The organism is Pyramidobacter porci (genome assembly GCF_009695745.1).
Taxonomy (GTDB): domain Bacteria; phylum Synergistota; class Synergistia; order Synergistales; family Dethiosulfovibrionaceae; genus Pyramidobacter; species Pyramidobacter porci.
In genome coordinates this window covers 50,636-64,990 of record NZ_VUNH01000008.1, presented here as the reverse complement: position 1 = coordinate 64,990, position 14,355 = coordinate 50,636, and the positions used below count along the sequence as shown (strand labels likewise).

The 14,355-nt window shown below is 60.7% G+C and carries 11 protein-coding genes; 10 read left to right on the top strand and 1 reads right to left on the bottom strand.

Annotated features, from left to right (window positions below):
• Positions 1–106 precede the first annotated feature (106 nt).
• The 5 genes from FYJ74_RS08060 (at position 107) to FYJ74_RS08040 (ending at position 5,229) form a co-directional block, all read left to right on the top strand.
• The gene (locus tag FYJ74_RS08060) at positions 107–1,300 is read left to right on the top strand and encodes an HD domain-containing protein (protein ID WP_154529067.1); all 1,194 of its coding nucleotides are present in this window, start codon (positions 107–109) and stop codon (positions 1,298–1,300) included.
• Positions 1,301–1,332: 32 nt separating this feature from the next.
• The gene (locus FYJ74_RS08055; RefSeq protein ID WP_154529066.1) at positions 1,333–1,809 is read left to right on the top strand and encodes a YhcH/YjgK/YiaL family protein; all 477 of its coding nucleotides are present in this window, start codon (positions 1,333–1,335) and stop codon (positions 1,807–1,809) included.
• Positions 1,810–2,282: 473 nt separating this feature from the next.
• Positions 2,283–2,654: a helix-turn-helix domain-containing protein gene (locus tag FYJ74_RS08050; RefSeq protein ID WP_154529065.1), complete on the top strand. Its 372-nt coding sequence runs from the start codon at positions 2,283–2,285 to the stop codon at positions 2,652–2,654.
• Between the two features lie 215 nt (positions 2,655–2,869).
• Entirely contained in the window at positions 2,870–4,306 is a 1,437-nt protein-coding gene (locus tag FYJ74_RS08045) for a porin (protein WP_154529064.1), read from the top strand.
• A gap of 341 nt (positions 4,307–4,647) precedes the next feature.
• Positions 4,648–5,229 carry a TetR/AcrR family transcriptional regulator gene (locus FYJ74_RS08040; RefSeq protein WP_154529063.1) on the top strand — a complete coding sequence of 194 codons (582 nt, stop codon included), beginning with the start codon at positions 4,648–4,650 and terminating at the stop codon, positions 5,227–5,229.
• Between the two features lie 101 nt (positions 5,230–5,330).
• Here FYJ74_RS08040 and FYJ74_RS08035 read toward each other — a convergent pair whose 3' ends face one another.
• Positions 5,331–7,643: a mechanosensitive ion channel domain-containing protein gene (locus tag FYJ74_RS08035; protein WP_195838859.1), complete on the bottom strand. Its 2,313-nt coding sequence runs from the start codon at positions 7,641–7,643 to the stop codon at positions 5,331–5,333.
• A gap of 202 nt (positions 7,644–7,845) precedes the next feature.
• On the opposite strand from FYJ74_RS08035, the gene FYJ74_RS08030 reads away from it, so the two are divergent.
• The 5 genes from FYJ74_RS08030 to iadA all read left to right on the top strand — a co-directional run bounded on the left by FYJ74_RS08030 (position 7,846) and on the right by iadA (position 14,324).
• Positions 7,846–8,988, top strand: coding sequence for a DUF362 domain-containing protein (locus tag FYJ74_RS08030; protein ID WP_154529061.1), 1,143 nt, complete (start codon positions 7,846–7,848; stop codon positions 8,986–8,988).
• Positions 8,989–9,171: 183 nt separating this feature from the next.
• Positions 9,172–10,566, top strand: coding sequence for an MATE family efflux transporter (locus FYJ74_RS08025; protein ID WP_154529060.1), 1,395 nt, complete (start codon positions 9,172–9,174; stop codon positions 10,564–10,566).
• Positions 10,567–10,665: 99 nt separating this feature from the next.
• Positions 10,666–11,373 (top strand): GntR family transcriptional regulator, encoded by a 708-nt coding sequence (locus tag FYJ74_RS08020; protein WP_154529059.1) that lies wholly within the window; start codon positions 10,666–10,668, stop codon positions 11,371–11,373.
• A gap of 302 nt (positions 11,374–11,675) precedes the next feature.
• Complete coding sequence (nhaC, locus tag FYJ74_RS08015) at positions 11,676–13,088, top strand: Na+/H+ antiporter NhaC (protein WP_154529058.1); 1,413 nt, start codon at positions 11,676–11,678, stop codon at positions 13,086–13,088.
• A gap of 96 nt (positions 13,089–13,184) precedes the next feature.
• On the top strand, positions 13,185–14,324 hold the full coding sequence (gene iadA, locus FYJ74_RS08010; protein ID WP_154529057.1) for a beta-aspartyl-peptidase: 1,140 nt from the start codon (positions 13,185–13,187) through the stop codon (positions 14,322–14,324).
• Positions 14,325–14,355 lie beyond the last annotated feature (31 nt).

The window sequence follows — 14,355 nt, the reverse complement described above, 5'->3', positions numbered from 1 at the left end:
CGAAGATCCTTTATTATAATACATGAAGACCGGCCGGGCTGTCATAAAACGGCGCCATCCATTATAATCGGTGCGGAATCCCCGCTGAAGGAGGGACGAACGTTTCATGATTTCAAAAGGCCTGATGGAATTGATTTTTTCCGCCTCGAGCATCGAGCGCTGGAACGACCATCCGCGCACGGCCCAGTTCACCGAGATCGACAAGCAGGCGCACAAGGCGATGATCGCCTATTTCATCGCCCGCGCCGAAGAAGACCGCGGCCGCGCCGTCGACTGGAACCGGCTCGTCGCCAACGGCGCGTTCAGCTTTTTGCACCGCGTGCTCGTCACTGACATCAAGCCGCCCGTCTTCCACCGCCTCATGCAGGACCGCGCGCAGCAGCGTCAGCTCAACGATTGGGTTTACGCCCAGCTCGAGCCGCTGTTGTCGCCGCTCGATTATCCGCTGTGCGGGCAGTGCCGCGCCTATCTCGGATCGGTGCCCGACAGCCTCGAAGACCGCATCCTCGGCGCCGCGCACTACATCGCCACGCGCTGGGAGTTCGGCTTCATCTACTATTGGAGCAAGCCGCTGTACGGCATCGAAAAGACGCGCGAAGAGATCATGGGCGAGATCGAAAAATACCGCGATCTGGCCGCGGTGGAGGACATCCTCTCGCCGGAGGGCGGTGCCTTCAACGACCTGATCAGCCTCGTCGGGCAGCTGCAGTTCCAGAAGCGCTGGGCGCAGGTCCAGCGCCTGCCGCCCACGTCGGTGCTCGGCCATCTGCTGGTGGTCGCGCTGCTGAGCTGGCTCATCTCGCTCGAGATCGGCGCGGGCGCGCGGCGGCGGCGCAACGATTTTTACGGCGGTCTCTTCCACGACCTGCCCGAGGTGCTGACGCGCGACATCATTTCGCCCGTGAAGCGCTCCGTCAAGGGGCTCGACGAGCTGGTCAAAAAGCTGGAACGCCGCGGCGTCGAGGAGAACCTGTTCCCGCTGCTGCCGCCGGCGTGGCGCGACGACGTGCTCTACATGGTCATGGACGAGTTCGAAAACCGCGTCCGCACGAACGGCCGCGTGCGCGTCATCGGCCGCGATCTTGCCGACGCCGAGGGGCGCGACGAGATGGATCCCGTCGACGGCCGCGTTATCGAAGTCTGCGACAAGCTGTCGGCCTACATCGAAGCGCGCGAGTCGATCCGCATCGGCGTGCGCCCCTCGGCGCTCGAGGAGGCGTCCATGCGCCTGTACGACTCTTTCGCCTCGCGCCGGGTGGCCGGCTACGAGGTGAAAGAGCTTTTCGACTGTTTCAGATAAACGGCGTTTTTTATCCGAAGGAGAGAGAGTCTATGATTTACGCGCATATCGACGACGCGAGAAATTACAGCGGCCTCGGCGAAGTCTTCGCCTGGGCCGTGCGCCAGCTGGCCCGCGCCGACCTGAAGGAGCTGAGTCCCGGCACGACGGAGCTGATTCCCGGCAAGGCGTGGTTTTCCATCGACGAGCCGGAGACGAAGCCGCTCGAGCGGACGCTTTTCGAGGCGCACCGCGAGTTTGTGGACGTGCAGATGACGATCGCCGGAGACGAGCTGATCGGCTGCGCGCCGCTGGGGCGGGTGACGCCGCTTGGGGAGTACGACGAAGATCGCGACATCCAGTTCTTCAAGGGCGAAGGGCTGACGCTGGACTGCACGGGCGGCATGTTCGCCGTCTTCTTCCCCGAGGACGCCCATCGTCCCTGCGTGGCGCCGGGAACGCCGCGGCGGATCCGCAAGATCGTGGCGAAGATTCACCGCTCGCTGATCCCGCACCGGGAACTGTCGTAACGTCTGACCGTCTGGAGTGGCGAAACGAAAAACAAAAGAGCGCGGAATGCCGATGACTCCCGAGTCATCGGCATTCCGCGCTCTTTTGTTCCCTGTGGAGCATGTCCCTTGGGTTTGGAGGACGACGCCGGGCTTTGCGCCTGAGTTTGGGTATCGCGGCGGCGTTTGTCCCCGGTTGGACAGTTCCCGTCCGTTTAAAAATCGTTAAATTCTATACAGCTCTTTGAAAGTGAACAAAAAATGGTCACTTTCAATTACTGACAATTGAGAAAAGATGTGAGTTTCGTAAAATGATTCCGAAAAACCTCGAGAGTTCTGTTTTGTGAACAGCGGGGCTGAGCGTCGGTTCGTAGAGGGTGCCTGTGTGGCTTTTGGGCATAAAGACCGCGCGTCGGGCGAAATTCCACAGCGATTCTGGAAAGAAGTTTTCGGTCTTTTGCAAGCCTTTCCCGATGAACTGAGGAGGAATTTCCATGAGCGGGGTAAAACAGACAAGTAAAGAGCAACGGCTGGAGATCGTGAACTATTGCATTGATCACGGTGCCGACTACCTTCAAGCCATTCGCAAGTACGGCGTCAGTTATGGTCAGGTGTATTCTTGGGTCAGCAAGTTCCGCAAATACGGCGAGCACGGTCTTGACGATCTTCGCGGAACGGGACGCAGCCGTAAGGAAAGCCCGCCCATGGGCGAGTTGGAACGCTTGAAAGTGGAGAACCGTTGTCTGAAAGCCAGCATCGGAAACCTGAAAGCTGAACGCCATGTGCTGAAAAAGCGCGTGAAATATCTCGAACGAAAAGAGAATTCCAACTGCGCCGAAGAGGATCTGCGTTCAGGGAAATCATGAAAAAGAATGGTTTCCTGTACGATAGAGAACACGGTTTCACGGTCTGGAGAAGACTCAGGGGAACGAGACGAAAAAAGGCGAAGAGGAATGAGGAAACGAGGCCACTCCTTCCCAAAGCTTTTTGTGAACTCTCTCCTGACGGTTTGTTCCCGGCCGGGAAACGGCGTCATGAGACGCCGCAAGTCATGGTTCCGTTTTGAGGAGGAGTTTCGAGAATGAGTATGAAGAAAATGCTCGCCGTAGTCGCCGCCGCATCGCTGGCGGCCGCAGCCGCGCCGGCGTTCGCCGCGAACCCGTTCAGCGACGTGCCGATGAACCACTGGGCGTACGACGCCGTGGAGCAGCTGAGCGCGAAGGGAATCCTGGAGGGTTATCCGAACGGCACGTTCAAGGGCAACCGCGCCATGACCCGCTACGAGATCGCCACGATGGTGGCGCGCATGATGGCCGCGGGCGGCCTGAGCGGTGAAGACCTGGAGAAGCTGAAGGCGCTGGTGGTGGAATTCCAGCCGGAGCTGGAAGCCTTGGGCGTGAAAGTGGACGGCTTCGACAGCCGCCTGAGCGCGCTCGAGAAGGGCCTCGGCGGCCTGAGGATCTGGGGGCAGCTGCGCTTCGACTATCACGGTTGGGATAACGACGGCGGTTCCGGCGTGATGGACGACGGCTTTCAGTACAACCGCGCCCGTCTGTTCATGCACAAGGATCTGTCTGACGGCGTAAGCTTTGAAATGCGGTGGCACAACGATAAGATCGACCGCTACTGGGTCACCGTCAAAGATCTGTTTGGCGCCGAAGGGCTCACTGCCAAGCTGGGCGCTTTCGCCAACGACTGGGAAGGCGAAGACGGCCTGCATGTGACCACGCCTATGTGGGATGACGAATCCAACTTCTTCGATACCACGATCCGCGGTGCCGATCTGAAGTACAACCGCGGCGGGCTCACCGTCGAGGGCTTTGCCGCCAGCAACGTAGGAGCGGGCGATAAGGGCGTTTACACCGATAACGTCGGCGACGAAATTTACGGAGCCCGTTTGAAGTACGAGAGCGAACGTTTCTTCGTCAGCGCCAACGGCTATTGGTTCAACGGCGACGGCACGGGCGGCGCCAAGGACCTCAATATGGATGCTTATTGGTTCGGACTCGGTTTCAACTTCGGCCAGGGTCTGAAGCTCAGCGGCGCTTACTTCATGGAAGACATCGACGGCGCTGTTGACGATGATCCCAAGGCCTGGAAGGTGGTCCTTGACGTCAGCCAGGACGTGCTGAAATTCACCGACCTGCGCGCCGAATACATGCAGTATGACAAGGGCTGGATCTATCAGAACGGCGCCGCTCCTTTCACGCTGAATACCAATTTCGAAATCAACAAAATCAGCGGTTCTTCGCCCATTGCCGAAGATCTTGAAGTCTGGAAGGTTTCCGCTGTCCAGATGTGGGGTGCGAAGTTCAGCACGTACGAGCGTTATGGAAAGTACGATATGGACGACTATGGAGACGCCAAGGAGTGGACCGTCGGTGTTGGTTATCAGTACAGCCCGAACCTGGCTTTCTATCTTGACTACACCGATTTCGACGGCCGCATGAACGGTACCACGGTTGATCCGACGTACGATAACAATCTGGTTCGTTTCCGCACATTCCTGAACTTCTAAACTGAATCAACGAGCTTTCTTGCTGTGCTCCACAAGGCGGAATGCGGTAAAGAAAAGAAGGCGGCCCGTTTCGGGCCGCCTTCTTCGTTCCGCAAAAAGCAGAAAATATTTCTCGGGATCGTTTTTAGTCAGGAGGGATTCAGCGGATTTCATGGAGAGTTCCGAAAAAAGTTAACTGTAGTTTTTACGGATGACATAAACCGCTCTTCAGGCAGTACAATAAATTCCATTGAATTCGTGCAATGATATAAGACCTTCTGCAGGGAAGGGAAAGCCGCCCCCGCGGGCTTCGGAGCGGGGCCGCGGAGACTGCTCACGGCAAGTTGAGCGGAGGTACAACCATGATTAATTACACGGAGAAAGCGATTCATGATACGTTTGTGCAGATCCTTAAGGAGAGCAGTTACGGCAAGCTTACGGTGAAGAACATCACCGATCGCTGCGAGATCAGCCGCAACACCTTTTATTATTACTACGACAGCATTCAATCGCTGATGGAGGCGGTACTGAAGGAATGGCTGGCTCCTGTCGGGGAGGACCGCGAACTGAGCGGTCTGTACGACAGCGTGGCGTCGCTGGCGAACAACTGCTTGGCTCACCGCAGAGAGATTCTGCGGCTCTTTCATTCGGTCTACAAGACGATCCTGGTGCGGAATATCGAGACATTTGTGAAACGCAGCGCGGTGCGGTACGTACGGGAAAAGCAGCAGAACCATCCCTTTTATGAAAAGGATCGCACAACGCTGGTTTCATTCTATGAGCATGTATTGATGGGATTCTTTATGTACTGGCTCCACGATGGCATGAACTCTGATATTCGTTCCTTCACGTCGGTGCTGGACGTGTTTTTTTCGCCGCATGCCGCTTCGGAAGGAGCGAATGAATCTAAACCGCCGCCGAAAAGTTCGAGCCGCGGAAGATAATGTACGAGGAAAATGAAGCGGGCATGAACGGACATGTCCCTGCGTATAAATAAAAATGCAGACAATCCTGAGTTCCGATGGACTGTCTGCATTTTTCGTGTTTAAAGATTCTGCAGCTGTGATGTCCGCTGTTTTTCGCCGGCGTTGGAAATGCTCACGTCAATGTGCGGGTAAGCCATGCGCAGCCCTTCCTGCGCGAAGACTTCCTGAATGGCCTCGCGAAGTTCGCCGCTGACTTTCATGCCGCTGGCGATCTTCTGGTTGACCCAGAAGTAGAGCGAGAAGTTGAGCTCACTGTCGCCGAAATCGGCGAAATAGACCCACGGCGCGGGATTCTTGAGGATCTTGGGGTTGGCGTCGGCGATGCGCAGAACCACGTCTTTGACTTTCTTCGCCGGCGTGCCGTACTCGACGCCGAAATCGACGCTGACCCGCAGCAGCGCGTCGGACAGGCTCCAGTTGATGAGCTGGTTGTCGAGCAGCTGGCTGTTGGGGACGACGACTTCTTTTTCGTCGAACGTGCGGATCAGCGTGGAGCGTACGCCTAAGTCGGTAACGGTGCCGGAGACGCCGGCCACTTCGATGACGTCGCCGAGGCGAAAGGGTCGGTTGAGCGTCAGCAGGATGCCGCCCATGAGGTTCTTGAACATGTTCTGAGCGCCGAAACCGATGGCGATGGCGACAGCGCCGCCGAGGAACGCGAAGGCCGTCAGCGGGATGCCGACGATGTGCAGCGCCGTCAGGAAGATGGCGATGCCGGCGAGGTAGAACACGAAACGGTCGAAGGTGCGGCGGCTGGTCTCGTCGAACTTGAAATATTTGCCCACGACCCACGAGAACATGTGCACCAGTTTGCGGGCCCCCCACGTGCCGAAGACGATGATGGCGAGCGCGATCAGGAATTCCTTGAGGCGCACAGCGTAGCCGCCGCTTTGCCACAGCTCGGTGTTCAGAAGCGTGGCGGCGTGCGTTTTCCAGAAGGCGTGGATCTTGTCGAAGGTGGACACGGTCTTGTAGGTCTCCTGCAGTTCGCCGGCGAAAGCGCGCTCCTGCGCGGACAGCGAGATGACGGCGGCGGTGTAACTGAGGCAGCTGTCGATAGAGGCCTGCACGGCGGAGCTGTATTTTTTCAGCCCCGGCAGATATTTGGCCTCGGTCGTTTCGCTGTCGAGCATCTTGCTGATAGCGGACTGGCGGCTCTGCAGCGAGAGCAGATCCTTCTGTACGTCGAGCAGGTTGTTTTCGAGGGTTTTGATTTCGGCGTTCATGTTTTTGACGACGGCGGGAATGGTCGTTTCGTCGACGGCGCCGCGGGCCAGGTCGTAGCGCAGCGTCCACAGGCGCTTGCGCTCGGCGTAGAGCACCAGCGTCTCCTGAAGCTGTTCGAGCTGCAGGCGGTAGCGGTCGCGCTCGGCGGTGCGGTAGCTCATTTCCAGTTGGGCGGCGCCTTTGTCTTTGTCGTCGGCGACGGCGGCGTATTTCATTTCGGCGGTCTCGGCGGCGGCTTCCGCCTGTTTGAGCTGGCGGTTCAGGGCCGGACGCGAGTCTTCCAGCTTTTTGATCTCGGCGTTCAGCGCGGCGATCTGGGCGGCAAAACTTTCTGCGCTCAGGTCGAGGTTCTCGCGGATATATTTTTGCAGATAGCCGCGGCGCTGATACTGCAGCTCGTATTTCGCGAGGGCGGTAGCGGCGCGTTCTTTTTCGAAACCGTCGAGGATCAGCTGGGCGCGGGCGATTTCCAGCAGATACGCGGCGCCCTGAAGCTGCCAGGAAGTCTTTTGGTTCTGCTCTTTCTGATAGTTGTCGCGGGCGAGGCGCCACGCCGCTTCGCGCTCCTCGACGAGTTTCTGCGAGGCGGCGGCGTACGAGTCGAAGCGCGCCAGACCTTCTTTGGCGTCGTCGATCTGCTTGCGGATATCGTCGAGGTTGCCGATGTAAGAGTCGTAGTAGCTGAGCTTGTAAGGCGGTTTGTCGTTCAGCGTCAGTTCGGGCGAACTGGTGTCGCCCTTCTGCCGGGCCAGGTCGGCGTCGTCCTGCTTTTTGCGCCCGATGGCGTTGATGAGGCGCGGGTAAGCGTTTTTGAGCAGCGTCAGATTTTCGACGCGCCTCGTCACGTCTTCGGCGGTGACGCCGAAACGGGCGGCGGCTTCGTCGGCTTTGAGGCTTTCCAATTCGGCGAGAATCCGTTCGATCTCGGCGAGGCGCTTGCTGCAGGCCTCCGCATCGGCGGCGGAGGGAACGTAAGGCTGGGGGATTTCGTCCCTGGCGGCGGTCTGGTCCGCGGACGCCGCCGTATCGGCGGCGGGTTCCGCGGCGCCGCCGGCGATGACCGACAGCGCGTCGACGGCCTCGGCCGGGCGAACGAAAGAGCACGCGAGCAAAAGCGCGGCGGCGAACGAGAAGATTTTTTTCATCGGCAACACTCCTTGAATCCTGATGGGTCTCATTGAGAAATTATAAGCCAGTGTGTCTGAAAATGCGAATCGGTAAAATCGCCTATTTTGAGTGCCCGCTTGACTTGGAGTTCGCTTTATGTGGTAAACTTTCGTCGAACAGCCGCGGGCGGTTCCGGGGGGAGTCGTTGCGGTGAAAAAATTCGCAGGGGGGATTTTCACAATGGGAAATAAAAAGTCGATGGTCTGGTTCGCGCCCTTCACGCCCGGCGTCAGCAAGGTGGACGTGCTGAAAAAGGCCGTCGAGGCCGTAGAGTTCAAAAGGACCGTCGCGAAGGACGCGCTCACGGCCGTGAAGCTGCACTTCGGCGAGAAGGGCAACGACACCTATCTGCGCCCCATTTTCATCCGCGCCGTCGTGGACGAGATCAAGAAATGCGGCGGCAAGCCGTTCCTCGTCGACAGCAACACGCTCTACGTGGGCAGCCGCAAGAACTCCGTCGATCACCTGATCACCGCCATCGAAAACGGCTTCGGCTACGAAGTGACCGGCGCGCCGCTGATTATCGCCGACGGCCTGAAGAGCAACGATTTCCGCGAAGTTGAAATCGACGGCCAGTACTTCAAAAAAGTCGAAATCTCGTCCGCCGTCGCCGAAGCCGACGCGCTCGTCGTCGTGTCTCACTTTAAGGGGCACGTGGCGGCCGGCTACGGCGGCACGATCAAGAACCTCGCCATGGGCTGCGTGCCGGCACGCGGCAAAAAGGCCCAGCACGCCGTTCATCTCGAAGTCGACGAAGAAAAATGCATTGGCTGCGGCCGCTGCTTCCGCAACTGCCCCGGACACGCCATCACGATGGAGAAAGACGCCGCCGGCAAAACGACGTCGCATATTCACGCCGAACCGTGCCTGGGCTGCTGCGAGTGCATGACCGTCTGCCCTACCAGGGCCGTCGGCATGATCTGGACGGCCGACGAGGACAAGTCGAGCTTCAACTGCCGCATGGCCGAGTACGCCTGGGGCGCGATCAAGGACAAGGTGCGCCCGCTGTTCATCAACGTCATGATGGACATCACGCCGCTGTGCGACTGCTGCGGCTGGAGCGACACGCCCATCGTCCCCAATATCGGCATTGCCGCCAGCACCGACCCCGTGGCGTTGGACAAAGCCTGTTACGACATGGTCGTGGCCGCTTCGGGCTCGGCTGTGGAAGAACATTATTTCCACGCGGGCGATGACAAGTTCCAGCTCCTTCATCCGGCCGCCGCTCCGCACGCTCAGTTCGAGCACGGCGCGAAGATCGGTATGGGCTCGCTGGACTACGAGCTGAGGACGATCCACATCGAAGAGGGCGAGGGCGAATAATCCGCCGCGAAAAAACATCCGAAAAAAGCCGGAGATCACGACGATCTCCGGCTTTTTTCGGATCGTCCCCCGCATGAATCGCGCAGCTCGCCGTATCAGTTTTATTTAAAGATTGCCTTTCATTTTCTTTTTGCAAAAACGCCGCGAAGCTGGTAAAGTGGGCGCGAAGGGACGGGGAGAGGCATGGAAAAGAAACCTCGGGGCACGCTGAGGCGGGTGATCCGTCTGGCGCTGCCGGCTGTCTTCGAAAACGTGATGTTCACGCTGGTGAACATCGTCGACGTGGCCATGGTCGGTTCGCTGGGGGCCGCGGCGACGGCGGCTGCGGCGCTGAACGCGCAGCCCATGTGGCTGGCCTACGCGGTGACGATGATCGCCGCCGGCGGCGCTTCCGTGCTGGTGGCGCGCTGCTGGGGCGCGAAGGACTACGCGCTGGCGGGGCACTACGCCGCGCAGGCGGTCATGCTCGGCACGCTGATCGGCCTGTGCATGACCGCGGCCGCCGAATCCTGCGCCGGCCTGTACGTCGCCTGGATGCGCGCCGCCCCCGACGTGGCTCCCGACGCGGCGGCCTACATGCGTATCGTCGGCGCGTCCATGCCCTTCCTCGTGGCGGAGCGTTCGATGGCGAGCGTGCTCCAGTCCGCCGGCGACACGGTGACGCCGATGAAGATCTCAGTCGCCGCCAACCTGTGCAACGTGGCGGGCAACTTTCTGCTCATCTATCCCAGCCGGAATCTTGACTGGCTGGGCGGCCTGCCGGTGTGGGGCATGGGCTGGGGCGTGCGCGGCGCGGCGGTATCGACGGCGGTTTCGATCGTTTTGGCGGCGGTTGCCATGGCGGCCGCGCTGAGACGGTGCCGGAGCGATCTCCAACTGTCGGCGCCGCGGTTCCTGCGCTTCGAAAAAAAGCGCCTGAACGATCTGCTGCGCGTCGGTTTGCCGATCGCGGCCGAACGCATCGTGCTCTCCAGCGGGCAGATCCTCTACATGTCGGTGATCTCCGCGCTGGGCACGGTGTCGGTCTCGGCGCATTATCTGGCCACGACGGCCGAAGGCGTGTGTTACAATCCCGTTTACGGCATCGCCATCGCCGCCACGACGCTGGTCGGCCAGGCCCTGGGCGCGGGCGACGAACGGCGCGCCGAAGCCGAAGGGCGGGCCTGCATCCACCTCTGTCTGGGCGTGATGGCGGCGGTGAGCACGGGCATGTACTTCGGGGCCGAATGGCTGATCCGCGTGTTCACGTCCGACGCGGCCGTGATCGAGCAGGGCGCGCGGGCGCTGCGCATCGTGGCGTGGGTGGAGACGCTTTTCGGCGCGGCGCTGACCAGTTCGGGCGCGCTGCGCGGCGCGGGCGACACGACCGCGCCGCTGTGGCTGGGCATTTTTTCCATGCTGGGGCTGCGTCTGGGCGCGGCCTGGATGTTCGTGAACAAGCTGGGGTTGGGGCTGGCTGGCGCGTGGTACGCCATGGATCTCGACCTGGGCGTGCGCGGCGCGCTGCTGTGGCTTTATTTCAACTCCGGCCGCTGGAAGCTGAAAAGCCGCCGTCTCGCCGCGCGTACCGGCCAATAGGGAGCGGATATCCGGAAAAAGAGTTCCCGTTCGGCGGCGCTTCATTGCCGGAGGAACGTTTTTCGAGCGTCGAGAGCGACGTCGGAAGGGAGATTTTCGATGGAGCAAGAGGTAGAAGCGTTGAAGCAAAACGCCGAGCTGCGCGCGTTCAACACCGTGGTGGAGCTGATCCGTCAGCGCGAGATCGTTCCCGGGCAGCGGCTTTTCGAGCCGGATCTGTCCGAACGCCTGTCGATGAGCCGTACGCCGCTGCGCACCGCGCTCAGCCGGCTGGTCGCGGAGGGCATCCTGGTCAAGGAGCGGGGCCGCAAAGGCTATCTGCTGCCGGCGCTGTCGTCGGAGGACATGCGGCAGATCTTCTACAGCCGCGCCGCCGTGGAGGGGGCCGCCGCGGCGTGGCTGGCGCATGGCTGCACGCCGGAACACGTGACGGTGCTGCGCGCGATCAACGCCAAAGAGGCGGAATTGTTCGGACGAGAGCGGCAAACTCCCGAGGAGAAAGCACAGTACGCGCAGTTGAACGAAGAACTGCACCGCCTGATCGTCTCTTTTTCCGGCAACGTGTACCTGCTGCGCTTCTTCAACAGCAGCTATTGGCGCTCTACGATGTATACGCTGCTTTATACCCGATTTTATCGGGAACGAACGCGTTCGACGGGGGAAAACGTGCCGAGCTGGAAGGAACATTCCCTGATCATCGACGCGCTCGAGGCCCACGAGGCCGAGCGCAGCCGCCGGCTGATGGAGGAACACGTGCTGAACACGTTTCGTTACCGTTCGCTGTTGGAGGAAACGGAAAGGCAATAACGCGCATTTTTCAGTGACGGAACGCTCTCGACGGGCGCCCCGTCATTTTTTTGCGCGCGTTCCCGTCTTTCCCGTTTCCGGCCGCGTTGGGGACGTTTTTCCGCACCGAAAAATTTTCCGTTGACAGAGTAAATATTTTAAATTATACTAATCACGCGGATTCAAATCTGTATCCAATATTCTGTCGCCCGGCGGGCGACGCCTCGTTTTTTTTGCGGCCGGCGGTCTGATGCCGGCTGGCGGCGTAAAGGGCCCTGACGAAGGGCGCGGCCTTGGTTTTTGATACGGGAGGTTGAAGGAGTATGGCGGAAAAAACGGCAAAGCCGCACAAGGAAGTCACATTGGGCGGCGCGATTGCGATCATGGTGATGATCCTCGCGATCATGATCGTCGGCAAACTGTTCATGAACTTCGACACGGGCATGCTGTGCCTGATCGTCGCGCTGGCGACGACGATCGTCTATGTGTTCGGCTACGGCTTCACATGGGATTATATGTTCAAGGAAGGCGTCATCCCGATGGTCGCCCGCGCTTCGGGGGCGATCCTGATCCTGCTGATCGTCGGCCCGATGATCGCCATCTGGATGGCCGGCGGCACGGTGCCCTATCTGATCAAAGTCGGCCTGTCGATCCTCCGTCCCAGCACGTTCCTCGTCTCGGCGTCGGTGATCTGCGCTATCTCCTCGGTGCTGACGGGCACTTCGTGGGGGTCGGCGGCCACGTTCGGCGTGGCGCTGATGGGCATCGGTCACGGTCTCGGCATCAATCCCGCCGCCACCGCGGGCGCGGTCATCGCGGGCAGCTACTTCGGCGACAAGATCAGTCCCATTTCCGACACCACGGTCCTGGCGGCCGCGACCGCCGAGTGCGACATCATGGATCACATCAAATCGATGATGTGGACGACGCTGCCGGCGTTCTGCATCGGCCTGGCCGTGTACGCCTACGTCGGCTCGTCCGGCGCCGACACGATGGACATGACCCGCATCAACGAGATCGTCGGCGCGATCGAGAAATCCTACAAGCTGACGCCGCTCGTGCTGCTTCCCGCCGCCGTCATGCTGGTGCTGTCCTACATGGGCAAGCCCACGATCCCAGTGCTCTGGGCCTCGATGATCGCCGCCGTGCCGTTTGCGATGATGCAGGGGCATTCGCTCCCCGCGATCGTCAAGATCATGGCCAGCGGTCCCAAGGCGGCGACGGGCGTCAAGGTGGTCGACAGCCTGCTCAGCCGCGGCGGGCTTTCCTTCATGTCCGGCTCGGTCGTGGTCGTGTTCTTCGCCTACATTTTCGCCGGGCAGCTCGAGTGCACCGGCACGATCAAGGTGATCACCAGCGCTATGCGCGAGCGCTTCATCAAGAGCAGCGTTGGCCGTCTGGTGTTCTCCACCTCGCTGACGGGTATTATCACCGCTCTCGGCACGGGCAATTCCTACCTGAGCATCATCATGCCCGGCATCATGTACCGCGATCCTTTCGACGAGTTCGGCATCCGCCGCAACGTGCTGTCCCGCACGCTCGAGGATTCTGGCACGGTGGTCGTGCCGCTGATTCCCTGGTCGGCCGCCGGCGTTTATATGGCGTCGGTGCTCGACGTGCCGGTGCTGGAGTACCTGCCCTGGACGATCATGTGCTACGCGGGCGCGGTGCTGGCCTGGATCTACGCGTTCTGCAACATCGCGATTTTCCGCAACAAGACCGCGGAAAGCAAATAAGGGCGCACGTCGGGGGGAAATCGCAGACCGAACCGGCCTGCGATTTCTTTTCGTGAATTTCTATGGATTGTTTGTTGCGAATCGAGGAAAAAATAAATGCATAATCCGCTGCTTCTGAAAAACATCGATCTGTACGCGCCCGAACACGTGGGCTTGACCGATCTGCTGATCCTTGGCGGCAAAATCGCCGCCGTGGAGAGGGGGATCGACGTGAAAATTCCCGGTCTCGAAATCATCGACGCGGAAGGGGGCGTCGCCGCGCCCGGTATCGTCGATCATCACAACCATTTCGGCGGCGCCGGCGGCGAGGGCGCGTTTAACTTCCGCACGCCGCCCGCGCAGCTTTCTACGTTCGTCAAGGCCGGCATCACGACCGCGGTCGGCCTGCTGGGCACCGACGGCTTCAGCCGCTCGCTCACCGAACTGCTGGCCAAAGCCCGCGCGCTCGACATCGAAGGGCTGAGCACGTGGATGTACACGGGCTCCTATCAGCTGCCCGGGCCGACGATCACGGGCAGGGTCGGCCACGACATCGCCTGGATCGACAAGGTCATCGGCTGCAAGATCGCGCTGTCCGATCACCGCTCCTCGCATCCTGCGGTGGAGACGATCCGCGCGCTGGTTTCCGAAGCGCGCGTGGCCGGGATGCTGTCCGGCAAAGCCGGCGTCGTCTGCGTGCACATGGGCAGCGAGGCTTCGGGACTGGAGCCGCTGCGCGAAGCCGTGAGCGGCACCGGCGTGCCGCTGAGCCAGTTCATGCCGACGCACACGACGCGCTGCCCCGAACTCCTCGACGACGCGATCGCCTGGGTCAAGGCCGGCGGCGTGGCCGACATCACCGCCGACGAAAAGACGCCCGGCGCGATCGCCCGCTACGTGGCCGAAGGAGCCGACCTGTCGCACGTCTGCTTCAGCTCCGACGGCAACGGCAGCATGCCGCGCTTCGACGCGGCGGGTAACTTCGCCGGCATGGGCGTGGGTGACCCCGCCTCCATCCTTCAGGCGATCGGCGACTGCGCACGCGCAGGCGACGCGCCGCTGGAAAAGATCTTCGCGTTCGCCGGCGCCAATCCCGCTGCCTGGCTCAAGCTGCCCGGCAAGGGCCGGCTGGAAAAGGGCTTCGACGCCGACCTGATGCTCCTCGACAAGGATTGCCGCCTGCGCACGCTGATCGGCCGCGGCCGCGTGATGATGCGCGACGGCGAAGTGCTCGCCAAGGGCACCTTCGAAGCGTAACGCTCCGCGAAAAATCGATATCGAAAACCGC

What these genes read in the sequence shown, in the direction of transcription:
- FYJ74_RS08060 (WP_154529067.1), top strand. Translation starts at nt 107, where the DNA reads ATGATTTCAAAAGGCCTGATGGAATTGATTTTTTCCGCCTCGAGCATC.
- FYJ74_RS08055 (WP_154529066.1), top strand. Translation starts at nt 1,333, where the DNA reads ATGATTTACGCGCATATCGACGACGCGAGAAATTACAGCGGCCTCGGC.
- FYJ74_RS08050 (WP_154529065.1), top strand. Translation starts at nt 2,283, where the DNA reads ATGAGCGGGGTAAAACAGACAAGTAAAGAGCAACGGCTGGAGATCGTG.
- FYJ74_RS08045 (WP_154529064.1), top strand. Translation starts at nt 2,870, where the DNA reads ATGAGTATGAAGAAAATGCTCGCCGTAGTCGCCGCCGCATCGCTGGCG.
- FYJ74_RS08040 (WP_154529063.1), top strand. Translation starts at nt 4,648, where the DNA reads ATGATTAATTACACGGAGAAAGCGATTCATGATACGTTTGTGCAGATC.
- FYJ74_RS08035 (WP_195838859.1), bottom strand. Translation starts at nt 7,643, where the DNA reads ATGAAAAAAATCTTCTCGTTCGCCGCCGCGCTTTTGCTCGCGTGCTCT.
- FYJ74_RS08030 (WP_154529061.1), top strand. Translation starts at nt 7,846, where the DNA reads ATGGGAAATAAAAAGTCGATGGTCTGGTTCGCGCCCTTCACGCCCGGC.
- FYJ74_RS08025 (WP_154529060.1), top strand. Translation starts at nt 9,172, where the DNA reads ATGGAAAAGAAACCTCGGGGCACGCTGAGGCGGGTGATCCGTCTGGCG.
- FYJ74_RS08020 (WP_154529059.1), top strand. Translation starts at nt 10,666, where the DNA reads ATGGAGCAAGAGGTAGAAGCGTTGAAGCAAAACGCCGAGCTGCGCGCG.
- nhaC (WP_154529058.1), top strand. Translation starts at nt 11,676, where the DNA reads ATGGCGGAAAAAACGGCAAAGCCGCACAAGGAAGTCACATTGGGCGGC.
- iadA (WP_154529057.1), top strand. Translation starts at nt 13,185, where the DNA reads ATGCATAATCCGCTGCTTCTGAAAAACATCGATCTGTACGCGCCCGAA.